The 22,399-nt window shown below is 74.0% G+C and carries 14 protein-coding genes; 8 read left to right on the forward strand and 6 right to left on the reverse strand.

All coding sequences use genetic code 11. The features are described 5' to 3' along the window. Positions 1-8 precede the first annotated feature (8 nt). Positions 9-3,431 (reverse strand): tetratricopeptide repeat protein, encoded by a 3,423-nt coding sequence (locus BU204_RS11125; protein WP_075125535.1) that lies wholly within the window; start codon positions 3,429-3,431, stop codon positions 9-11. 290 nt (positions 3,432-3,721) lie between these two features. Between BU204_RS11125 and BU204_RS11130 the strand changes: the two genes are divergently transcribed. The 3 genes from BU204_RS11130 to BU204_RS11140 all read left to right on the forward strand — a co-directional run bounded on the left by BU204_RS11130 (position 3,722) and on the right by BU204_RS11140 (position 8,452). Beyond that, entirely contained in the window at positions 3,722-5,935 is a 2,214-nt protein-coding gene (locus tag BU204_RS11130) for a hypothetical protein (RefSeq protein WP_143229439.1), read from the forward strand. Between the two features lie 139 nt (positions 5,936-6,074). After that, positions 6,075-7,787, forward strand: coding sequence for an LCP family protein (locus BU204_RS11135; protein ID WP_143229440.1), 1,713 nt, complete (start codon positions 6,075-6,077; stop codon positions 7,785-7,787). Positions 7,788-7,957: 170 nt separating this feature from the next. Further along, complete coding sequence (locus BU204_RS11140; protein WP_075125612.1) at positions 7,958-8,452, forward strand: helix-turn-helix domain-containing protein; 495 nt, start codon at positions 7,958-7,960, stop codon at positions 8,450-8,452. Between the two features lie 4 nt (positions 8,453-8,456). On the opposite strand, the gene BU204_RS11145 is transcribed toward BU204_RS11140, so the two are convergent. Next, on the reverse strand, positions 8,457-9,929 hold the full coding sequence (locus BU204_RS11145) for a flavin-containing monooxygenase (protein ID WP_075125537.1): 1,473 nt from the start codon (positions 9,927-9,929) through the stop codon (positions 8,457-8,459). A gap of 67 nt (positions 9,930-9,996) precedes the next feature. On the opposite strand from BU204_RS11145, the gene BU204_RS11150 reads away from it, so the two are divergent. Both BU204_RS11150 and BU204_RS40700 read left to right on the forward strand, forming a co-directional pair. Further along, complete coding sequence (locus tag BU204_RS11150) at positions 9,997-10,617, forward strand: TetR/AcrR family transcriptional regulator (RefSeq protein ID WP_408608002.1); 621 nt, start codon at positions 9,997-9,999, stop codon at positions 10,615-10,617. Positions 10,618-10,696: 79 nt separating this feature from the next. Then, positions 10,697-11,584: a hypothetical protein gene (locus BU204_RS40700; RefSeq protein ID WP_075125539.1), complete on the forward strand. Its 888-nt coding sequence runs from the start codon at positions 10,697-10,699 to the stop codon at positions 11,582-11,584. Between the two features lie 177 nt (positions 11,585-11,761). Here the strand turns inward: BU204_RS40700 and BU204_RS11160 are convergent, their stop codons facing one another. From BU204_RS11160 to BU204_RS41895, 4 genes are all read right to left on the reverse strand, one after another. Then, a complete protein-coding gene (locus BU204_RS11160) occupies positions 11,762-11,983 on the reverse strand; it encodes a DUF3618 domain-containing protein (RefSeq protein ID WP_075125540.1) in 222 nt (73 codons plus the stop codon). Between the two features lie 75 nt (positions 11,984-12,058). Further along, positions 12,059-13,498, reverse strand: a complete 1,440-nt coding sequence (locus tag BU204_RS11165; protein WP_233160021.1) for a P-loop NTPase family protein — start codon at positions 13,496-13,498, stop codon at positions 12,059-12,061. Next, entirely contained in the window at positions 13,495-15,312 is a 1,818-nt protein-coding gene (locus tag BU204_RS11170) for a dynamin family protein (RefSeq protein ID WP_075125542.1), read from the reverse strand. The genes BU204_RS11165 and BU204_RS11170 overlap by 4 nt, the downstream gene beginning before the upstream one ends. 110 nt (positions 15,313-15,422) lie before the next feature. Next, a complete protein-coding gene (locus tag BU204_RS41895) occupies positions 15,423-16,466 on the reverse strand; it encodes an IniB N-terminal domain-containing protein (RefSeq protein WP_075125543.1) in 1,044 nt (347 codons plus the stop codon). Positions 16,467-16,728: 262 nt separating this feature from the next. On the opposite strand from BU204_RS41895, the gene BU204_RS11180 reads away from it, so the two are divergent. From BU204_RS11180 to BU204_RS11190, 3 genes are read left to right on the forward strand one after another with little or no spacing between them, the layout of a single operon-like run. Then, complete coding sequence (locus BU204_RS11180) at positions 16,729-19,281, forward strand: Hsp70 family protein (protein WP_075125544.1); 2,553 nt, start codon at positions 16,729-16,731, stop codon at positions 19,279-19,281. Then, complete coding sequence (locus BU204_RS11185; RefSeq protein WP_083661212.1) at positions 19,278-21,719, forward strand: helix-turn-helix domain-containing protein; 2,442 nt, start codon at positions 19,278-19,280, stop codon at positions 21,717-21,719. The genes BU204_RS11180 and BU204_RS11185 overlap by 4 nt, the downstream gene beginning before the upstream one ends. Further along, positions 21,706-22,347, forward strand: coding sequence for a class II aldolase/adducin family protein (locus BU204_RS11190; protein WP_075125545.1), 642 nt, complete (start codon positions 21,706-21,708; stop codon positions 22,345-22,347). The genes BU204_RS11185 and BU204_RS11190 overlap by 14 nt, the downstream gene beginning before the upstream one ends. Positions 22,348-22,399: the final 52 nt, after the last annotated feature.

The raw sequence follows: 22,399 nt of genomic DNA on the forward strand, positions 1-22,399 counted from the left end.
GGAAGCGCCTACCCCCGACCGCCGAGCAACGCGCCCACCACCTCCCGCTCCGGCGTCCCGATCTCCTCGAACAGCCGCAACGCCGCCCGCCAGGCGACCGCGGCGGCCTCCCGGTCCCCCAGCTCGGCCCGCACCAGGCCGACCACGTGCAGCGCCCGCGCCTCGTCGAGCCGCTGCCCCCGGCCGCGCACCAGCGCCAGCGCGTGTTCCACCTGTCCGAGCGCCTCCGCCGCGTGACCGAGCGCCAGGGTCCCGCGGGCCAGCTCGATGTGGGCCCGCCCCTCCAGCAGGCGCATCCCCGACTCCTCCATCACCCGCAACGCCTGCCGGCTCGCCACCACCGCGTCGGCGGGGCTTCCGGTGCGCCTGCGCGCCGCGGCGAGCCCGATCAGCACCGAGGTCTCGCCGTACCCGAAGCTGATCGCCCGGGCCGCCGCCAACGCCTCCGCGTAGTACGCCAGGGCGGCGTCGAGCTCCCCGCACCGCAGGCTCACCGAGGCCATGATCTCCAGCCCGCCGGCCTCGTGCCGGCGCTCGCCGAGCTCGCGGCTCTGCCGGATGGTCAGCTCCGCCTGCTCCCGCGCCTGCTCGTAGGCACCCGCGTCGCAGTTGGTCTCCGCCAGGCTGACCGTGGCCGCGATCTCGCCGTGCCGCCAGCCCAGCTCGCGGCACCGGCGCAGGCAGCGGGTGTGCAACGCCCTCGCCTCCAGCAGGTCGCCGCGGGCCCAGCTCGTCGCCCCGGCCGCGTGCATCGACCTGACCTCGGCGTCCGCGTCCCCAATGCGCAGGCTCAGCGACAGGGCCTGCGCGGTCCGCGTGGCCGCCCTGTCCAGCTGGCCCAGCGACAACGCAGTCACGCCGACATAGTTCAGCGCCATCGCCTCGCCGCGCGGGCTGCCGATCCGACGGCTGATCTCCAACGCGCGCTCGTGGTAGCCCGCCGCGCGAGCCGGCCGGCCGAGCTGGGAGTACACCCGACCGAGGCTGTGCAGCGAGGTCTCCTGCCCGCCGAGGTCCCCGATCTCCTCGTTGAGCAGCAGCGCCTGCTCGTGGTGGTGCACCGCCTCGCCGTACCGGCTGAGGTTGTAGTGCACGACCCCGAGCACGTCGTGCACCGCGGCCTGCGCCTGGCGGTCCCCCGCCCGGGTCGCGGCGGCGAGCGCGGCGAGCCCGATCACCCGCCCCTCCCGACCGTGGCCCCGCCGCACGAAGTACCCCCGCAACACCGCCGCCAGCCGCCAGACGTGGTCGGACTCACCGGACGTCGCGATCTCCACCAGGTTCGCGAGCTCCGCGTCCAGCCAGCCCACGGCCGCGCGGTCGTCGGCCAGGGCCTCGCCGGACGGCGGGACCGAGGGCGTGACCTCCGGGTAGATCAGCCGGCCGGCCGTCGCCGCGGTGCCGAGGTAGTAGTCGTGGTAGCGCGCGAGCGCCGCCCGGCGCTCGGCCGGCGTCTCCTCGCCCGCCGCCCGATCACGGGCGTACTCCCGCAGCAGGTCGTGGAACTGGTAGCGGCCCGTCGTCTGCTCCTGCAGCAGACTGGCCGCGACCAGCGCCGCGAGCGGCCGTCTGGCCGGCGCGCCGAGCAGCGCGGTGGCCGCCGGCTCGGTGAAGTCGGCTCCCGGGACCAGCCCGAGCAGGCGGAACAGCCGTCGGGGCAGCTCGTCCAGCCGCGCGTAGGACAGGTCGAACGCCACCCGCACCGCGGCGCGCTCGTCGCCGTCGATCGCCAGCTCGTCGAGCCGGCCGTGAGCCCGCAGCGCACGGGTGTAGGCCGCGATGTCCAGTGCCGACGCCGTGGAGAGGTTCGCCGCCGCGATCCGCAGCGCCAGCGGGAGGTACGCGCACGCCGCCGCCAGCTCGTCCACCGCCGCCACCTCGGCCGACACCCGCTCGTGGCCGAGCAGCCCGGCGAGCAGGGCCCGGGCCTCACCCGGGGAGAGCACGTCGACGGCAAGGTGCCGCGCCCCCTCGCCGGCCACGAGGCCGGTGAGCCGGTCGCGGCTGGTCACCAGCGCGAGGCAGCCCGGGCTGCCCGGTAGCAGCCGCCGGACCTGCTCGGCCCCGGCCGCGTTGTCCAGCAGCACCAGCACCCGCCGGTCGGCCAGCAGCGTCCGGTACAGGCCCTCGGCCTCCTCGAGGTCGGCCGGCACATGCTCGGCGGCCACGCCCAGCGCGCGCAGCAGCCTGCCCAGCGCCTCCACCGGCGCCACGGGCCCGGTCGCGGCGTAGCCGCGCAGGTTCACGTACAGCTGGCCGTCGGGGAACCGGTCCCGGACGCGGTGCGCCCAGTGGACCGCCAGCGTCGTCTTTCCGACGCCGGCCGTGCCGCTGATCGCCGAGATCACCACCGGCGCCGCAGCCGCGTCGGTGAGCAGCGCGCCGAGGTGGGCGTCGAGGTGCGCCAGATGCTCGGCGCGGCCGGCGAACCCGCTCACGTCGGTCGGCAGCTGCGCGGGAACCGACCGCTCGGCCACGATCGGGCGCTCCCCGCGGACCAGTCGCAGGTGCGCGGCCCGGACCTCCGGACCCGGCTCCACGCCGAGCTCCTTGACCAGTCGGGTGCGCACCTCGGCGAACAGCCGCAGCGCCTCGGCCTGGCGCCCGGCCGCGGCGAGGGCGAGCATGAGCCGGGCATGCAGCCCCTCGTGCAGCTGCTCCTCGGCGGCCACCTCCCGCAGCACCTCGACCACCGCCTCCGGCCTGGCCCGGTGCTCCGCGGCGTCGGCGTAGGCCAGCGCGGCGACCAGGCGGCGCGCGGCCAACCCGGTGACCGCGGGGTGCTGGCGCAGGACCGGCAGGTCGCACACCGGCGCGCCGCGCCACAGCCGCAGCGCCTGCTCCAGTGCCGTCACAGCGGCGGCCGGGTCCCGCGGCATCGCCCGGTCGGCCCGCACGAGCAGGTCCTCGAAGCCCAGCAGGTCCAGCCGGTCGGAAGTGGCGGCGAGGAGGTAGCCGCCGCGTTCGGCGGTGATCGGCACGGCCGGGCCGACCACCTTGCGCAACCGGGAGACGTAGGTGTGCACCAGGCCGTGGCAGCTGTCCGGAGGGCTCGCCCCCCACAGCGCGTCGACGATCTCGCCGCGCGGGACCACCAGGTTCGCCCGCAGCGCCAGCAGCGCGAGCAGGCACCGTTGCTTGTGCGGGCCGAGGTCGACGGCCCGGCTCCCGAGGCGCAGCTCCAGCCGGCCGAGCACCCGGAGCGACAGCTCGCCGTCGCGGTGCACCGCCGCCCACGCATCCTCGACCGCGATGCCCGTGGCCTCGGCCAGCCGGCGCACCGAGGTCCAGCGGGGCCGCGTCACCCCGCGCTCGATCGAGCGGACCGCGCGCACGCTCACTCCGGCCCGGTGCGCCAACTCCTCCTGAGTCAGCCGGGCCACGGTTCGCCGGTGGCGCAACAGCGCCCCGAACGAGGAGTCATCGTCCACGGTTGAACACTCCGCGTCATCGCCCCACTACACCTCCATACTGCCGCACGAGCTGCCGCCCAGGCGCCGGTGAACGGCGTAACCGCTGCTCGGGACCGGTTTGGGAGCGGCAGACGAACTACAGCCGGGGTGCCAGGGCGGCTGTCTACCGTGGGTGGTGGGTCGCGGCGCGGGCCAGGGGGGTGCGCCGCGACCCGCACCATCGTTCGCAAACCACCTGATCCCGATGATCGATCCAGGTAGCCTTCCGCCATGGGGATCCGCGGGGCCGGCCGCCGATGATCGGGCAGATGTCGCGGCGCCCGTGGTCGGAGCGTGACCAGGTCCTCTCCGGCCTGCCGCGCCTGCGCTGGCTGGTCACCATGCTCCTGGCCGCGGCCGCGTTCGCGGTCGTCGCCTCCCGCCCCAACCCCCTCCCGACCACCGAACCGACCGGCGACGTCGCCAGGGTCCAACAGGCCATCGAGGCCCAGCTCGACCCCGCCGGCGGCCAGGACCCGATCGCCCTCCTCCCGGCCGACTTCCTCCGGGTCAGCGGCCGCCACCCGGTCCGCATGGAGGCTCCCGACGGCACCGTCCGCGCCGTCCACCCCGGCGGCGGCTGTTCCTCCCCCTGGGGCGACACCCGCTGGGACTACAGCGTCGGCTGCAAGGCCCACGACCTCGGCTACGACATGCTCCGCTACGCCGAGGCCAAGGGCCAGCCGCTCGCCCCCGAGCTACGCGAGCGCCTCGACGACCGGCTGTCGATGGACATGCACGCCCAGTGCGAGCTCAACCCGCGCGGCTCGCCAGCCTCCTGCGAGGTCGTGGCCACGCTCTACACGGTCGGCCTCGTGGTCAACTCCTGGCACCAGCGCTGGGGCCCGCCCAAGAACGAGCCGGTCGGCCCGTGGTCGGTGGCCATGGTGGTGATCATGCTGCTGGTCGCCGTCCGCGCCCCCGCCGTGGTCCGCCGCGGCCCTCGCCGCCACCGGCCCCGCCACGCCCCCCGGCACCCGGAGCTCACCGGGACCGAGCTCGCCCAGGCCGACTACCTGAGCTTCCTGCGGATCCTCGCCCTGACCGGCATCGTGCTCGCCGAGTCGCTGCTCGCGTTCACCATGCGCGGCAGCGCCGAGCCGGGCTGGGTCTGGCCGCTGACCTGGCTGCTCCAGCTCGTGCCGCTGTTCTTCCTGGCCGGCGGGCACGCGAACCTGCTCGCCTGGCGCGGCACCCGCGCCGCCGGCGCCGGGTACGGCACCTACCTCGTCGGCCGCGTCGGCTGGCTGATCCGGCCGGTGCTGGCCTTCGTCATCGCGTGGCTGGTCGTCCCGCTCTCGCTGGAGCTCCTGCAGGCGCCGGAGGCCTCGATCACCGCGTTCAGCCGGCTGGTCGTGCAGCCGCTGTGGCTGCTCGGGCTCTACGTCGTGGTGGTGGCGGTGACTCCGCTGACGCACCGGCTGCACGCGGCGCTGCCGGTCGTGACCCCCGCGGTGCTGCTGGCCGGTGTCGTTGGGCTGAGCTTCGTCGGCGGGTCGCTCGCCGCGCACGTCGGCGGGGTACTGGTGGCGCTGCTGTTCGCCCAGCTCGCCTTCCACTACGCCGAGGGCGGGTTCTGGCGCGTCCCGCGGATGGTCCTGGTGACCCTGGCGCTCGCCGCGTTCGCCGGGCTGGTCGTGCTGACGGTCTTCGGCGCCCAGCCGAAGCTGCAGCTCGCCGAGCCGACCGGGTACGCGGCCTTCGCGCCCTCGCTGGCCGGCGTGCTGCTGATCGGGATCGTGCAGCTGTGCCTGGTCGTGCTGCCCCGCGAGCCAGGCCTGCGGACCGTGGCCACCAGTGCGCCGGCCCGCGGGGTGGCGGTGGTCCGTGCCGCGCCGATGACCGTCTACCTGGTCTACCTGTGCGCGATGCTGGTGCTCGAGGGGCTGGTCGGCGTGGCTCGTGGGGCCGTCGCCTCCGGCGGCGGGATCGAATGGCTGACCCAGCCGCGGACGATGTTCGCCATCGGGCTGATGGCGATGCCGACCCTGCTCGCGTTCCTGTGGTTCGAGCGGCGGTCCGACCGGCCGGGCCCGCCGGAGGCCGACCCGCCCGAACCGCCCGACGAGGTGGTCGAGGCGCGACCGCGGCGGGTGTGGCCCGAGCCGGTGGCCGCCGGGCTCGGCGTGGTCTACGGGGCGCTCGGGGTGCTGGGGTTCGCGGTGACCGGTCTGTCCGGGTGGACCCAGTCCTCGGAGCTGCTCGGACTGCCGATCGACCCGATGGCCAACCTCATCCACCTGCTGCTCGGCTGGTACCTGGTGCACTGCGTGCACCTGCAGACCGTGGGCGGGCCGGGTCCCTGGCTGGTAACGGCGATCGCCTGCGTCCCTCCGATGATCACCACGGTGAGCGGGGTGGGCACGGCCGTGCACGGCGCGACGATGGTCGCCGCGCTCGCCCTCGCGCTGGTCTGCGTCCAACCCTCCCGCGCCGGCCGGTCCGGGGCGCGTGCGGTACCGGTCGGGGGTACCGGCGGTTGAGTCAGCGCGCCGGTGCGCTCACCGTGCGCGACATGTGCCACGCTACGAACAGAACCTCGGGCCCGTCTCGCACGTCTGTCCGGGTAGGAGCGGCACGGACCCGAACCGGGTCCGCGGAGTTCTGCTGGGAGGAGTGGACGTGAGCTATCGGCCGCCCGGGCCCGAGGGCCGCGGTGCGCGAGGGGGCCGGCCAGTCCCCCCGCGGACCGGGCGACCGGGCCACCCCCCGGCGAACGCCGGGCGCGTCGTGGGCGGCCGCACCGGCGGGCAGCGGCAGGACCTCCCGCACTACCGCCGGCCCTCGCCGCGCACCTCCGACGCCCGCTGGCAACCCCTCCCCGAGGAACCCCGTCCGGCTCCGCGCGCCTACCGGCGCCCCCGCCCGCGCCGGGCGCTCACCGGCGGCAAGGTCGTGCTCGCCCTGGTGTCGACGCTGGTGCTCACGGCAACGGGCTACTACTGGTCGCGCATCGAGTCGTTCAGCGACGGGCTCACCACGGCGGACGTCATCGACCAGCCGCCCCAGGAGCGGCCGGCCGACGGCGCGCTCGACATCCTCATGGTGGGTCTGGACAGCCGCACCGACGCGCAGGGCAACTCGCTGCCCGAGGAACAGCTGCGCTTGCTCAACGCCGGGGTCGACTCCGGCGAGCTCAACACCGACACCCTCATCATGATCCGGATCCCGAACGACGGCGAGCGCGCGGTCGGGATCTCCCTGCCGCGTGACTCCTATGTCGACATCCCGGGCGGCTACGGCCAACACAAGATCAACTCCGCGTACGCGCGGGCGAAGAACGACGCGATGGCGCGGCTGCGCGAGGAGGGGGTGACCGACGAGTCGGACCTGGAGGTCCGGTCCAACCAGGAGGGCGCGAAGACGCTCATCGCGACGGTCCAGGAGCTCACCGGCGCCACCATCGACCACTACGCGCAGGTCAACCTGCTCGGCTTCTACGACATCACCAAGGCCGTCGGCGGCATCGACGTGTGCCTGCGGGCGCCGGTGAACGACCGGGACTCCGGTGCGCGCTTCCCGGCCGGCCCGCAGAAGCTCGAGGGTGTGGCCGCGCTGGCGTTCGTGCGCCAGCGCAAGGGCCTGCCCAAGGGCGACCTGGACCGGATCGTGCGCCAGCAGGTGTTCATGAACGGCATGGCGAAGAAGGTCTTCTCGCAGGACATGCTGGCGCCCGGGTCGGACACGCTGGAGAGGCTGCAGAACGCGATCCAGAAGTCGGTCGTCCTCGACGAGGGCTGGAACGTGCTGCAGTTCGCCCAGCAGATGATGGGCTTCACCGGGGGGCGGATGAGCTTCCAGACGATCCCGGTCGGCTCACCCGACCTGCGGACCTCGGACGGTTCGGCGGTGGAGGTCGACCCGGACGAGGTGCGCTCGTACGTCCAGGGCCTGCTCGGCGGCGGGAACACCTCGTCGACATCGCCCTCGACCGGGGCGCCGGCCGACGGGGGGACCGAGACCTCGCCGGCGGAGGTCACGGTCAACGTCCGGAACGGGACCGGCCGGACGGGTCTGGCCGACGCGGTCGCGACCTCGCTCTCCGAGCAGGGCTTCACCAGGGGCGAGGTCGACAACGCGAGCCCTCGGGCGGCGACCGTGGTCCGGCACGCCCAGGGCGAGGAGGCCAACGGGTCGCGGGTCGCCGGCGCGCTCGGCGGCTCCGCCACCGTGGAGCCCGACGCGAACCTCCCGGCCGGCACGGTCACGGTGCTGCTCGGCGACGACTTCTCGGGTGTCGACACCGACGGTGCGGCGCACGCTCCGCTCCTGCGCCTGGCGCCGGGAACCCAGCGGCAGGCGGGCCAACCAGACGGGTCCGGTTGCGTCAACTGAGTTCACCCGATCGGGCATTGTTTCTCCGGCCGAAAACGGCCCTCACCCTGTTTGCGCAGGAGAATTGCAGCAGCAAACTCCGCGAACCCGCGTAATCACCCGGCGAAGTTCGCTTCCCTCTTATGTCGGCACCCGGCCGGGGACCGGATGCCAGCGTCGGGAGAGGGGCGATCGTGCTGGATACAGCGACCTACCAACGGATACTGGGTGACGAACTGCGCCGGCTGCGCAGGCAGCGCGGCTGGACGAGGCGGGACCTCAACCGCCGGCTACAGAGCGACATCTCCCTGCAGACGCTCGCGACCTACGAGCTGGGCACGCGTCAGTGCACCGTGGTGCGGCTCGTGGAGATCTGCCTGGCGCTCGACGAGGTGCCGCACGAGCTGATGGCGCGGGTGCACGAGCGGGTGTTCAACGACTCACCCGTCGGACGCATCCGCGTCGACCTGCGCAGGGTCGTCCGGGACAGCCAACCCGAGCTGCTCCCCCTGCGCCGCTGGGCGAAGGGGAAGCTGACCGAGATCAACGGGCACCAGACCGAGGTGAGCCTGGACATCGCCGCGCTCGAGCGGATGGCCGAGCTCTGCGGGGTGGAGACCGTCGACCTGATCTCCCGCCTGCGTCAGCTCACCGGCCCGCCGCCCGTGGCGCCGGACGACGACTGAGCGCTCAGGGAGCGCGCAGGCCGAAGGTGGCGGGATCGACCTTCCGGGTACGCAACCAGTACCGCCAGGTGAAACCGGGCCAGATCGTCCGGTTCACCCCCTGGCTGTCCAGGTACCAGCTGCGGCACCCGCCTCTGGTCCAGACACCCGAGACCAGCTTGCGCTGGATCTCGGACTGGAAGCGTGCCTGCGCGCCCTCCCGGGTGTCCAGCGACTCCGCGCCGGTCCGCTCGGCGAGCGCCATCGCGCGGGCGACGTAGCGAACCTGGGACTCGATCATGAACACGACCGAGTTGTGCCCGAGCGCGGTGTTCGGCCCGAGGAGGAGGAACAGGTTCGGGTATCCGGCGACGGTGATGCCGAGGTGGGTCTGGATGCCCTCCTCCCGCCACTGCTTGGCGAGGTCGCGTCCGCCGACCCCGGTGAACGTGACGTAGTCGAAGGCATCGGTGACGTGGAAGCCGGTGCCGAAGATGATCGCGTCGACCTCGTGCTCGACACCCGCGGTGTCCACCACCGACCGCTCGCGGACCTCGGCGATGCCGTCGGTCACCAGCGAGACGTTCGGCCTGGTCAGTGCCGGGTAGAAGTCGTTGGCGACCAGGACGCGCTTACAGCCGAGCAGGTAGTCGGGGGTCAGCTTCCGGCGCAGCTCGGGGTCCTCGACCGAACGGTGCAGGTGGGCCAGGGCGACGCGCTGCGCGAGCCGCATCAGGCCCGGTCTGCCGTTGAACCCGATCGCGCGGGCCTCGAGGAGCCAGTACACCAGCGCCCGGTAGAGCCGCTGCACGCCGGGAACGGTGCGGAACAGCCACCGGGTCCAGCGGGGCATCGCGCGGTCCGACTTCGGCAGGACCCAGGGCGGGGTGCGCTGGAACACGGTCAGCCGCTCCACCTCGGGGGCGATCCGCGGGATGAACTGGACCGCGCTCGCGCCGGTGCCGACGACCGCGACCCGCTTGCCCCGCAGCGGGTACCCGTGGTCCCAGCGGGCCGAGTGGAACGCCGGGCCGGTGAAGTTCTCGATGCCGGGGAGCCGGGGGATGTTCGGCAGGTGCAGCCCACCCATCCCGGAGACCAGGAACCGGGTGACGTACTCGTCCCCTCCGGCCGTGCTCACGTGCCAGCGGCGCTCGTCGGCGTCCCAGCGCGCACCGGTCACCTCCACGCCGAACCGGATGAACCGGCGCAGCCCGTGCCGGTCGGTGACCTCGCGCAGGTAGCGCCAGATCTCCGGCTGGGCGGAGTAGGTCCTGGTCCAGTCGGGGTTCTGGGCGAAGGAGAACGAGTACATGTGCGACCTGATGTCGCAGGCACAGCCGGGGTAGGTGTTCTCCCGCCAGGTCCCGCCGACCTCGTCCGCCTTCTCCAGCACGACGAAGTCCTCCCGCCCCTCGCGCCGGAGCCGGTCGGCCATGCCGAGCCCGGCGAACCCGGCGCCGATCACGACCGTGTGCACCTGCCTGGCCATGCCCATGGAGGACCTCCTGTCGTGGACTGCCGCTAACTTACTCGCAGTAGGTTACTTCCGGTAGAGTATTGCGGTGGCCCCCACACAGGAGCGCCGGCGGCGGATGCCCCGGGCGCAGCGGGAACGGCAGATGATCGCGGTCGCGGAGGAGATCTTCGCCGAGCGCGGGTACCAGGCCGCGTCGATGGACGACATCGCCGAGCGGGTGGGCGTCTCCAAGCCGATGCTCTACGAGTACTTCGGGTCCAAGGAGGGCCTCCTGGTGGCGTGCATCCGGCAGGCGCGGACGGAGCTGCTGGGCCTGACGCTGGCCTCGGTCGAGGGGGTGTCGACGGCGGAGGAGGCCCTGCGACGGGGGCTGGAGGCGTTCTTCGTCTACATCGACTCGCACCGCCGGTCCTGGAACCTGCTGCGCAACGAGGCGGCGGTGGCCGGGCAGGCCGCGATGGACGAGATCGAGGCGGTGCGCCAGCAGCAGACCGCGGTGAACACGACGTTGTTCGCCTCGTACCTGCCCCACCTGCCGGCCCGGGACCTGGAGGCATACGCGGAAATCATCGTCGGCGCGTGTGAGCGGCTGGCGATGTGGTACGTCGGGCGTGAGGATGTCGGGCCCGCCGACGCCGCCGAGCTGATCATGCGGATGGTGTGGTCGGGCCTGAGTGGAGCAATTGCCACGAACGGTGACAAGTGACCGATTACTGTTTGCGGAGCGTATCTTTCCACCGGGAGAGGTGTGCGATGGGGAGTGGGTGCACCGGGAGGGGCGGACAATGCGCGAGCCGATCGAGGTCAACTACGTACCGGACGGCGACGACTGGTCGGTGACCGTCAACGCACAGGGGCAGACGGCGAAGGCCCAGGCACACGGCCTGGTCGCGGCGAGGGACCGCGCCGACCAACTCGTCGCGGAGCTCGTCCCGGAGGAGGAGCCGCGCACGGTCGTCCACCTGCTCAACGGCGACGCGGTGGCGTTCACGTCCGCCTACCTGTCCGCGCAGCTGGAGCCGGCCGAGCCCCTGGCGGACGCGGACGCTCCCGAGCCCGCGAGCACCACCCCGCCCCAACCGGCCCTGGAGGACGACGAAACCCGGCCCGGCCCCGCGGCGCCGCCCCAGCCGGCAGCGCCACCCCTCGAGTCCCAGCCGGCCCACGCGGAGGCAGAGCCGGCCCACGCCGAGTCCCAGCCGGCCCAGCGTCCCACCTCGCAACCGAGCCACCGCGCGGACGCCGGGCCGGCCGACCAGCCGACCCCACACCCGAGTCCTCGCGCGGCCACCCAACCGGCCCCGCAACCGAGCCCTCGAGCTGAGGCCGCGCCGACCGTGCAACCGACCCCACTCGCGAGTTCCCGCGCGGACGCCGCACCGGCCGGCCACCCGGCCCCACCGCCGGATGCCACCCAGCCGAACCTCACGCCGGCCCCGCACCCAGAACCCCAGGCAGAACCCCAGCCAGACGCCGGGGCGGCCACGCAACCGGACTCCCCGTCCGGCGAGACCCCGCTCACCCCGCAGAGCCCACCCCCGGAGTCGGACTCCGTACCGGAGTCGGACCCCGTACCGGAGTCGGACCCCGTGCCGGAGTCGGACACCGTGCCGGCCATGCGGCCGGTCCCGCGGCCGCACCCCCATCCCGGCACGCCCCCGGGAACGTCCTAGGGCACGTCCTCAAAGCCCTCGATCGCGGTCTTCGCGCCCAGCCCGCCGCTGGCCGCGTTGTCGGACAGGCCAAGTACGACCCGGTACGAGGCCCGCCCTCCGCCTTGCCAGCGACGACCTGGATCACGAAGCCCATCGACCGGGACTGTGCGGACGCGCCCTAGCCGGCGGACCCGCTCAGCTGAAGATCTTCTTCAGGATCAGCAGCACGAGCAGGACACCGACGCCGATCAGCGGAATCCGCACCTTGGGCTCCGCGAGGGTGTTGCGCGCGCTGCTCTTCGCGCCGTCGACGAGGCGCTTCGGGTTCGCCTTGGTGCCCAGCTGGTCGAGCGTCGAGGCGAGCGCGTTCCGCGCCTGCTCGATCTCACGCTGGATGCTGTCCGGATCGCGGGCCACTGGTTCCTCCTCGGCATTTCTCAGGCGACAACCGTAGATCACACGTCCGGGGCACGCGCGGGCGCCCGGTCGGCCTCAGTATCCCGACACCCGCGCGTACATGTCCTCGCAGCTGCGCACGACGACCCTGGCCGCCTGCCGCTGGCCGTGGCCGAGCGCGTGGTTCTCCGCCTGCTCCTGCCAGCGGTGCAACGTCTCGCTCAGCGCGGCGTGCAGCTCCTGGCCCCCGGGGTCCCGGTCGAAGCCCAGCCGCGCCGCGAGGGCCGTCCCCCCGCCGCCGAGCAGCCGGCGGGCCTCGTCGGCCAGCGGCGCCGGCAGGCTGGTGCGGCCGGCCTGCAGGTCCGCCAGCAGGCGCAGCTCCCGGAGCTCGTGCGCGCTGGTCACCAACGCCTCGAGCGCGTCGACCAGTGCCCTGGCCGCCGGCCGGGGTTCCATCCGGAGCACGACCTCCAGCGCCAGCAACGCCGACCGCGCCTTGAGCACGTCCTGCCGGTCGGTGAAGCAGCGTGTGATCGCCTCCCGGAGCTCCGCCAGCCCACTGCGCTGGACCAGCTGCGCGGACAGCTCCGCCTGGGCGTCGAAACCCTGCCGGATCAGCGTCGTCACCAGCCGGACGCCGAACAGGCCGAACCGCTCCAGCAGGGCGGTCCTGGTCCGGGCGTCCAGCTGCCCGGCGACGTCGTCCCGGGTGAAGCGGTCCGCGGAGACCAGCGAGGCCTCGAACTCCCCGCGGGGCGCGGCGGCCAGCACGGTCAGCGACGCGAGCTCGTCCGCGGTCAGCGTGCGCCCGGCGTGGGCGAGCAGTCCGGACACGGCGACGACGTTCTGGCACAGCCCGCGCAGGCCCGGGTCGGTCCGGTAGCGGCGGGCGATCCGCTTGGCCGAGGTGAGCGCGTCGATCCTGCCGCCGCCGACCTCGTCGGCGCGGGCGAGGACCACGATCGCGTTGACCGGGTTGCGCCGGGCGATCGGGTGGTCCTGGAAGGACTGCAGGAACTCGATGTCGGTTCGGTGGGGATGCCGCATCAGGTACAGCACCGCGTCGGCCTCGAGCGAGATCCGCGAGCCGATGTCCGAACCGGACTCCAGCGCCGGCGTGTCGATCAGCGTCAGCCCGTGCAGGGCGCGGTTCGGCCAGTCGATGACGATCCGGTCGAGGTCCTCGGCCTTCCAACCCTCGAGGTCGATGTGCAGTTGGGCGTCCACCCTGGCCACCGGCGCGTCCCGCGGCGGCGCCTGGGTCGGGTACATCTGGGCCCTGGGCACCGCACCGGCGCGGTACCAGGTCACGACCTGGTTCTCCTCCTCGACGAGCAGCGGCGCGATCTCCTCGCCGACCAGGGAGTTCACCAGCGTGGACCGTCCGGTCTGGGGTGAGCCGACCACCGCGAGCCGCAGCGGCTCGGCGAGCCGGTCCACGTGGCGGCGAAGCCAGTGGGTCGCCCGCGGGCTGTCCTGGTACAGCTCGACCGCGTCGAGCAGCATCGCGCGGGCTCGTCCGGCGAGCTCGCTCACGCGGTCAGCCCACGCGGCCCCGACGGCGCGGCCAGTGCCTCGATCCTCCGGTGCAGCTGCGCGAGCCGGTCCAGCTCGAGCGCGAGCTCCTGGCTGCGCCGACGCCGGTCGGCCAGGTCGGCTTCGGCGGCACGCTTGGCCTGCGTGGCGCGCTCGGCGATGCCGGACTGCACCTTCTCCACCACGGACGTGAAGTGGTCGCGCAGCCTGCGCTGGATGAGCCGGGCGGTGTCGCGGCTCTCCTTGCTGTAGGAGAGGAAGAAGTCGTCGACGTAGCGCTGGGCCGCGGTGCGGGCGGTGGCCTGCCGGCGCTTGAGCCGGCTGCCGCGCTCGTCCCACACGCTCTTCGCGCCGAAGGCGGCACCGGCACCGAGGGAGATCGGGTTGATCAGCGGCAGGCCGGCCAGCGTCGTCGCCAGACCGAACATCAGCAGGCCGCCGTAGGAGCCGCGCAGACCGACGAACAGCTGCTGGCCCACGGTGAACTTCTCCACCCGCGGCGGCCGCAGGTCCCCGATGTGCTCGAGCAGGTCCTCCTCGGCCGAGGCGTCCGGGATCCGCTCCTCCAACGCGACCTGCCTGGCGATCTTCTCCGACACCCACTGGAACCGCTCGACCAGCCAGGAGAAGTTGGTCTCGGCCGTGTCGACGAGGCACTCGCGCAGCCATTCGGCGAACTCGTCCCAGGTCTTGGCCGGGTCGGCGGTCTCGAAGTACTCCTCGGCGAACCGCACGATCGTCCGGGTGCGCTCGCGCAGGTCGTACTCGATGTCGGAGATCAGGTCGGTCACCTCGTCGCCGAGCATGGTCTGCCAGCGGCTGGACCGCTTGCGCAGCTCGTCGAGCCGGGACTGGGCCGCCCGGTACTGGACGTGCGCGGCGCCAAGGCTGCCGCCGCGGGCCTCGGCGAGCTCCTCCCGCACGGGGGTGAGCAGCTGCTGGGTGACCATGGCGGTCATCGCGGCCGTGCAGCGGCTGGCGAGCACGTCGGCCTTGCCGAGCACGTCCTGGCGGAGGGTGCGGACGAGGTCGGCGAACCCGGACTCCTCGTTGAGCGCGCGGTCGCCCGTGCGGGCGGCCGCAAGGCGGACCGTCGCCGAGACCGGAACCAGCTTGACGTCGAGGCCCGCCGCGGCGAGCCGGGCCCGGTTGCGCTCGGCGACCCGGCGCCAGCGGGGGACGATATCGATCTTGGTGAGGACGACGGTCACCGTGGGGCAGATCGCCACGACCTTGCGCACCAGCTCGATCTCCGAGGCGCAGAGCTCGGCGGTGGCGTCGGTGATGACCAGCACGGCGTCCGCGGCGGACAGCGCGGCGAAGGTGCTTGCCGTGCGGGCGGAGCCCAACCCGCCCAGACCGGGGGTGTCGACCAGCACGAGCCCGCCGGCGAGCAGCTCGCGCGGGATGCCGACCTCGCCGTGCATGTCGGTCCGCCGGGTGGTCAGCGCCGTGCTCAGCTTGTCGAAGGGAACCGGGACGCGGGCGGGTTCGGCACCGGCGGGACCGATCGCGCGCCGGCCGCCGGTCGGCTCGTCGCGCACGATCGCCGCGACCGGCGTCTCGGCGTGCTCGACGAACGTGGGCGCGGTGGTGGTGACGTCGTCCCCGACCGGGCAGACCTGCGCGTTCACCAGGGCGTTGACCAGCTGACTCTTGCCCTGGTTGAGCTCGCCGACGACCGGGACGCGCAGCTTGGCGTCCAACAGCTGGGCGCGTCTGCGCTCCAGCTTGCCGGCCAGATCGCTGCGGTGGTGAGCGATGCAGGCCGCGATGGTGTCGTCGAGAACGGTCAGCCAGGGCGGAGTTCTCACCCGTATGAGTTTGCCTTGCTCCCCCGTATGGGTGAAAGGGGGCCGGGGCCCGCGGTCGAACTTCGCGGGCCCCGGCCACCGGGGATGGGGCAATCCCCTATATGCGGGCCTCAGAGGCCGAGGTCCAGGTCGTCGGTCAGGTCGCCGACGACAGGGAGCTTGCCGGTCGCGTCGGAGACGTGGTCGACGACGCCGCCGACCGGGCTGTGCGAGACGATGTCGGTGACGACGGAGGTGTCGACCGGCAGCTCCGAGAGCTCGGGCAGCTCGACCGGCAGGTCGGGCAGCTCCGCGGGCAGGTCGAGGTCCTCCAGGTCCAGCTCCGGCAGGTCGTGCAGGTTGCCCTCGAGGTCGGGCAGCTCCGGCAGCTCCGGCAGGTGGTCGCCGACCTCGGGCACCTCGACGGGGAGCTCGTCCAGCGAGGGGAGCTCCTCGAGGTGCTCGGTCACCGAACCCGCACCGGACACGATGGCCTCGTTGACGTGCTCGGCGCTGTCGGTGACGAGGTCGGACACGGGGGCGGCCGGGGTGCCGGCGAGGAAGCCGGCCAGGCTGTCCGCACCGTGGTCGACGGCGCCGGTGAGCTTGCCCGCGCCGGTGCCGATCAGGTGGGTCGCGGTGCCCGCGGCGTCGTCGATCTTGCCGTCGAGGCCGTCGACGTGGTCGGCGATGCCGTCGAGCACGTCACCCGGGTCCGCGGTGGTGACCAGGTAGTCGCCGTGGCTGTTGGCGCCCGCGTAGACGATCGGGGTGGACAGGCCACCGGAGACGAAGCCGTCCTCGGTCTGCACGATCCCGGCGACGCGGCCGGCGACGGTCTGGCCACCCGCCCAGAGGTCGGTGCCGTCGGCGTCGTGGTTCACCAGACCGCCGACGTAGCCCAGGTCGCCGAGCTCGGTCTTCGCGGTGACACCGGTGACGTGGCCCATGCCGTCGGTGATGTGGTCGATGTCCAGATCGAGCTCACCGAGCGGGGTTTCGGCGGGCAGCGCGTCGGTCACCAGCGGGATGACCTCCTCGACGTCCTGAGGCGTGAGGTCACCAAGGCCAGCGTCGCACAGGGCGCCCACCGGGTCGGCCAGGTAGGCGGTCCGGGCGGCCTCGTCGTCGAGCAGGTTGAGGACGAAGTCCTGCAGGGTCTGGAACGAGTACAACGAGATTCTCCTTGCGAAAGTGCGGTGTGGCGCTCTGCGGCGGGCAGCCCGACGCGGCGCTGTGTGGTGATCACCGTAGGAAGTCGGGCGGAGGGTGACATCGGGGATCACTCCCAGTTGTCGATTTCCGCCTTAGGGCCAACACTGTGTCCCTCGTTAGGGGATTAGGGGATTGGCAGTCCGTTCGCACGGGGGTGCCCCGAGGGGGGACGTCTTTGGTACGAACTACCTCGGTCGTTGGTAACGGAGAGGACACGCCCCTATGCCCTATGCCCTCGGGGTCGATCTCGGCAGTGGTCGGGTCACGGCCGCGATCAGCCGAAACGACCGCGGTCGCTGGCTGCCGGCGGAGGTGGTGGCGCTGGACGGTGACCCGGCCGGCGCGGTCTCCGCGCTGCACGTGACCGAGCAGGACACGGTCGAGGTCGGGGGACGGGCGCTGCTGGCGCTGCCCGCGCGGGCGGGCTCGGTGGCGCGGCGGGTGGTGGACCGGATCGGCGACGAGGTCCCGGTGATCCTGGACGGGCGTCCGTACCCGCCCGAGGTCCTCACGGCGGCGGTGGTGGGGTGGGTCGTCGACTACGTGGAGGCGACCGAGGGGGTGCCGGCGTCGCACCTGGCGGTCGCCCATCCGCCGGCGTGGGGCCCGTACCGGCGAGGGCTGTTGTCGGCGGCGCTGCGGGAGGTGAACCTGCCCGAGCTGACCCTGCTGCCCCGCCCGGTGGCCGCGGCGGAGTGTTACGCCGCGACCGAGCCGGTCGAGGTCGGCGAGGAGCTCGCCGTGCACTCGCTGGGCAGCGGCCGGTTCGAGGCGGCGGTGCTGCGCCGGGGATCGTTCGGCTTCGAGCTGCGGGCGCACGCGGAGAGCGCCGAGGATCTGGGCGGTGCCCTGTTCGACGACCTGCTGGCCGGTCAGGTGGTGTCCGCCCTGGCGGGCGACGCCCCGACGGGTGCCGCGCTGGCCGCCCTGCGTGTGGAGTGCACGGTGGCCAAGGAACGCCTGTCGACCGAGGGGTCGGTGACGATCGCGGGGTCGGTCACCGTGACCAGGGAGGAGTTCGAGGAGCTGGTGCGCCCGGCGGTGGAGAGCACGGTGTGGACGCTGAGCCGCACCATCGAGGCGGCGGAGGGGGCGTCGCCGCAGGTGGTGGCGCTGGTCGGGGGGTGTGCGAGGATCCCGGCGGTCGCCGTCGCGGTTGCCGGGGCGCTCCGCGTGCGGGTCGTCGCCGCGCCGGAGCCCGAGACCGCCATTGCCCGCGGCGCCGCGCTGGCGGCGGCCCGGAGCGCCAAGCCGACCGTTCAGGCCGAGGCCCTGGCGGTCACCCCCGAGGCGCTGGTCCCCCGCTCGGCGGTGACCCACACCGACCTCCTGCGCCTGGACGACCTGCCGGTCGAGGACCTGACGGATCTCGGCCCGCCGCCCCCGAGGCCGCCACTGGACATTTCTCCGCTGGAGCCGCCCAAGCGCCGCCTCCTCCCCCTGGGCGGCGGCCGCTCCAGGCCCTCCGAGACCCGGGACCCGCACATCGACGACCCCGAGCCGCCGGTGGTGGAGGTGTCCCCCCGCCGCCGCCCCCTCCCCGACCTCCTCGACGAGGAGGAGATACCCGAGGACTCCTCCCCCCGGAGGGGCCGCCCCACGTGGCCAACCGACGACGCCCCCGCCGAGCCCCGCCGAGCCGACTGGCCGCCAACTCCCCGCACCCCCGCCCCACCCCGCCGAGCCGCCGACCGCCCGGCCCCCGCCCCCTGGTCGGCCGACCAGCCCTCCACCACAGACCGCCCAGCCAGACCCAGCCACCCGCAGCCCGACCCCTCCCCCTGGCCCGAGGACGAGCCCTCCCCACTCAGGCCAAGCCACCACCGGCAGGACTCCCCCTCCACCCCCGCCGACGACCGGGACCACGCCCCGACGCCTCGCCCCACCCGACGCCAGCGTGCGGACCGCCAGGTACCCCAGTGGCCCTCCGACCCCGAGTCGGCCCACTCCGCGTCCGCCGTCGCCTCCCCCCGGCGGCCGTCCCGGTACCTCGCCCACGAGCAACCGGCCAACCCCGCCCCAGCCGGTGACCACCCGATGGCCTCCCACGACCGACAGCCCGACCACTCCTCCTGGCCGGGCGACCCCACCCCAGCCGACACGTGGCCCGCCGACGAACCCGCACCCGACGCCCATGCTGTCCGCCGACGCGACAACGGCGGGGCCGCCGACAGCCACCGAGCGGCCGGCGGTGCCCACCGGCCCGCCGAGACCGGCCCGCCGGCTCACACCCAGGGCGTCGAGCGTGACCCCGCCGCGCGCTCCCGCCGCGCAGCCGAACCCGGCCCCGCCCGGCACGAAGCGCTCTCCGCCCGCCACGACGGCCCCGCGCCGGCCAAGGGCCACCGGCACGAGACCCTCTGGCCAGCCGAGCCCGAGCCGCAGCGACACCCGGCCTCCGCCAGCGCCCACGACAACGCCTGGCCCGCCGAGCCCGAACCCCACCGGCGCGAAGCCTCCGGTCGCCGGCGTCTGCGTGAGCCCGACGAGAGCCCCGGGCGGCACGGGCTGCGGGAGGAGACCGCCTCTCCCGCCGACGACACTCCCGCTCCCCCCGAGGGCGGCAGGCGACGCCGTCGGGAACGGGGTACACACCACCTCGCCGAGGAGGCGGACGAACCGCCCCTGCGGCGTCGGCGTGCACTCGAGAACGACGGCGAGGTCGACCGGGCCTCGGGGCGTGGGCGGCGGCACCGTCTGCCGGACCCGGACGAACCCGGTGACCGCGTCGAGCCGGCCTCCCGTCGCGGCGGCCGTGACGGGAGGCGGCAGTGATTCCGATCTTCGACAGGTCGGCGGCCGAGCACGTCGCGGCCGCGGCGGCCGACCAGCGGCCGGGCGCGCACGTGGCCATCGTCGCTCCCGGCGGTTACGGCAAGACCGCACTGCTGCACCACCTCGGCAACGCGATCGGCGAGGTCACCGGAATCCCACCGGTCACCGCGCTGCCGCCGTTCGACCGGTTCGTCGACGGTGTCCTGCTCGTCGACGACGCGCACCAGCTCGACGACGCCGACCTGCGGGAGCTGCGCCGCCTCGCCACCAGTCCGGACGTGCGACTGGTGGTCGCGGCGCGGCCCTGGCCCCGGCGTGGGGCGCTCGCCGAGGTGCTCGACCTCACCCAGGACCAGTTCCTCCCCGCCCCGCTCGACCGCGACCAGGTGCGGGCGGTGCTCCCCGCACGGCTCCGTTCCGAGCGCCACGTCGAGTTCGTGCACGCGCAGACCGGCGGTGTCCCCGCCTTCGTCGACCGGCTCGGCCGCGCGCTCGACCCCGACGCCGAGCTGGAGGTGCCGACGGCGGCCGTCGCCGAGTTCCGGCGGGAGCTGGCCGGCCTCGACGAGGGGGTGCTGCGCTTCCTGCTCGCCGCGGAGGCCGGTGTCGGGCTGAACCTCGACCTGCTGGTGGACTTCCTGGAGACCCGGGAGGTCGTCGAGGTCGTCGAGGCGGCGCGCGCCACCGGGCTCGTGGGGACCGCGGGCAGCCTGCTGCCGATCGCCCAGCGGGCGATCCGGGTCCTGGTGCCGGTCGAGCGGCGCGCCTGGATCCGGCAGCGGCTTGCCGAGCTCCAGCTCGCCCGCGGCGGACAGGTGCTGCCGCTGATGCGTCCGCTCGTGAACACCGGCATCGGTGGGGACGGTGCGGCAGCGGCGTTCGAGGCGGCCGCGGCCGAGGCGCTGCCCGGCGACCCGGCCCTGGCGGCCCGGCTCTACGCGGCGGCGATCACCGCGGGGCGTCCGCCGGTCGCGGTCGCGGCACGGCGGGCCGAGGCGCTGGCTCTGGCCGGCGACCTCGACGGCGCGCTGCGGCTCGCCGACCAGGTGATCACGCTGGAGCAGGCCCCGCACCGCACGCTGGCCGCCACCGTCGCCGCCGCCGCCCTCGCCCACCGGGGCCAGCTCGGCCGCAGCGCGCAGCTGTACCGGTGGGCCGGTGCCCGCCACTTCGCCGTCCTCGGCTCGGTGGGCGTCGGCGAGCTCGCCGAACCGGCCGATGACGACGGCCCGCCCACCTCGCTGTCCAGCGCGATCTCGTTGATGGCGCAGGGCCTGCACGCCTCGGTCGCCGGTACGCCGACCACCGCGCTGTCCAAACTGGTCAGGGCCGCCGCGACGCTCGAACCGGTCGGCCGCGGCGTGCTGCTGCCGGACAGCCCGGCGGCGCTGGGCGCACTGCTGGCACTGCACTACGGCGAGCTCGGTACCGCGACCTCGTTACTCGAGCGGGCGATCGCGGCCGGTACCGGCGGCGCCCCGCTCGCCGTCCGCCACCGGCTGCTGCTGGCCTGGATCGCCATGGTCCGGGGCGAGCTGCCCAAGGCCGGGGAGATCGTCGCCGCGGCCCGACGGGCCAGGAGCGCGCTGGAGCCGCGGGACTGGCTGTTCGCCGTGGGGATCGAGCTGGGGGTGGCACGCCGAGCCGGTGACGCGGCGACGCTGGGCCGTGCCTGGCTGCAGGCCGGTGAGGCGATCCTGCGCCACCCGGTGGACCTGTTCACGTTCCTGCCGCTCGGTGAGCTGACCATGGCCGCGGCGCGGCTGCGGGACGAGAGCCGGCTGGCCGCGCACCTCGCCGAGGCCCGCGTGCTGCTGGCCGGGCTGGGCGAGCCGCCGTTGTGGGCGATGCCGCTGTGGTGGGGCGGGCTGCACGCGGCGATCACCGCCGGCCAGCAGGAGGCCGCCGAGGAGCACGCCGGGGCCATCGCAGCGGCCGCCGCACGCGACGAGCAGTTCGGCACGATCGCCGCCGCCGCTGGTTGCTGGCTCGACGTCACGGCCGGGAAGGTCGACGCGGACGCCGTGGAGAACGCCGCGCAGGGCCTGCACGGCGCCGGCCTCACCTGGGACGCCGCCCGCCTCGCCGGCCGCGCGGCGACCCGCACCACCGACCGCGCGGCGATGGTGCGGCTGCTCGACTGCGCCAGGATGATCCAGGGCAAGCCGGTCTCCAACCGCCGCGTGTCCACCGCCGAGCTCGGCGTGAAGGGCGAGGAGCAGCCGCCCGAGGTGAGCCTGAGCGACCGGGAGCTGCAGGTGGCCGAGCTGGTGGTGTCCGGGCTGACCTACAAGGACGTCGGCGACCGGCTGTTCATCTCGGCCAAGACCGTGGAGCACCACGTCGCGCGGATGCGCCAGCGGCTCGGCGCGTCCAGCCGTAGTGAGTTGCTCTCCCAGCTCCGGACGCTTGTCGGGAGCGCCGGTGCACGGGACTGAGCGGTCCGCCCTGGTCGCCGCGGGCCGCCGGCTCGCCGCCGGCGGGCTGGTCCGCGGAACCGCGGGCAACCTCTCGGTGCGGGTGGGCGACCACGTCGTCGCGACGGCGTCGGGGACCGACCTGGGCGCGCTCACCCCGGACCTGCTGAGCGTGGTCGACTACAACGGGGTGGTCGTGGCCGGGGACCCCCGGCCCACCTCGGAACTGCCCCTGCACCTGGCGCTGTACCGCGAGACCGGGGCGGGCGCCGTCGCACACGCCCACGCGATGTCGTCGATCGCGGTCGGGTGCACCCACGACGTCCTGCCGCCTGTGCACTACATGACGGTGCTGCTCGGCGGGGTGGTCCGCGTCGCGCCGTACGCGACGTTCGGCTCCGCCGAGCTCGCCGAGGGCGTCACGACGGCGCTGCGCGACCGGCAGGCGGCGCTCATGCGCAACCACGGCTCGGTCGCGGTCGGGTCGGACATCGACGAGGCCTGCGAGCGGCTGGAGCTCGTCGAGTGGCTGGCCGAGGTCTACCGGAGGGCCGCGACGCTCGGCCCGCCGAGGTTGCTCGGCGACGACGAGCTGGCCGCCGCCAAGCGCCAGTTCGTCCGACTCGACTACGGTCGAGACAACCGGTGATCGCTCCTTATACTTGCCGGTCGCTGTTCTATCGCCAACAGGACGGAGGCAC

Source organism: Actinophytocola xanthii (assembly GCF_001921205.1).
GTDB classification, from domain to species: Bacteria; Actinomycetota; Actinomycetes; order Mycobacteriales; family Pseudonocardiaceae; genus Actinophytocola; species Actinophytocola xanthii.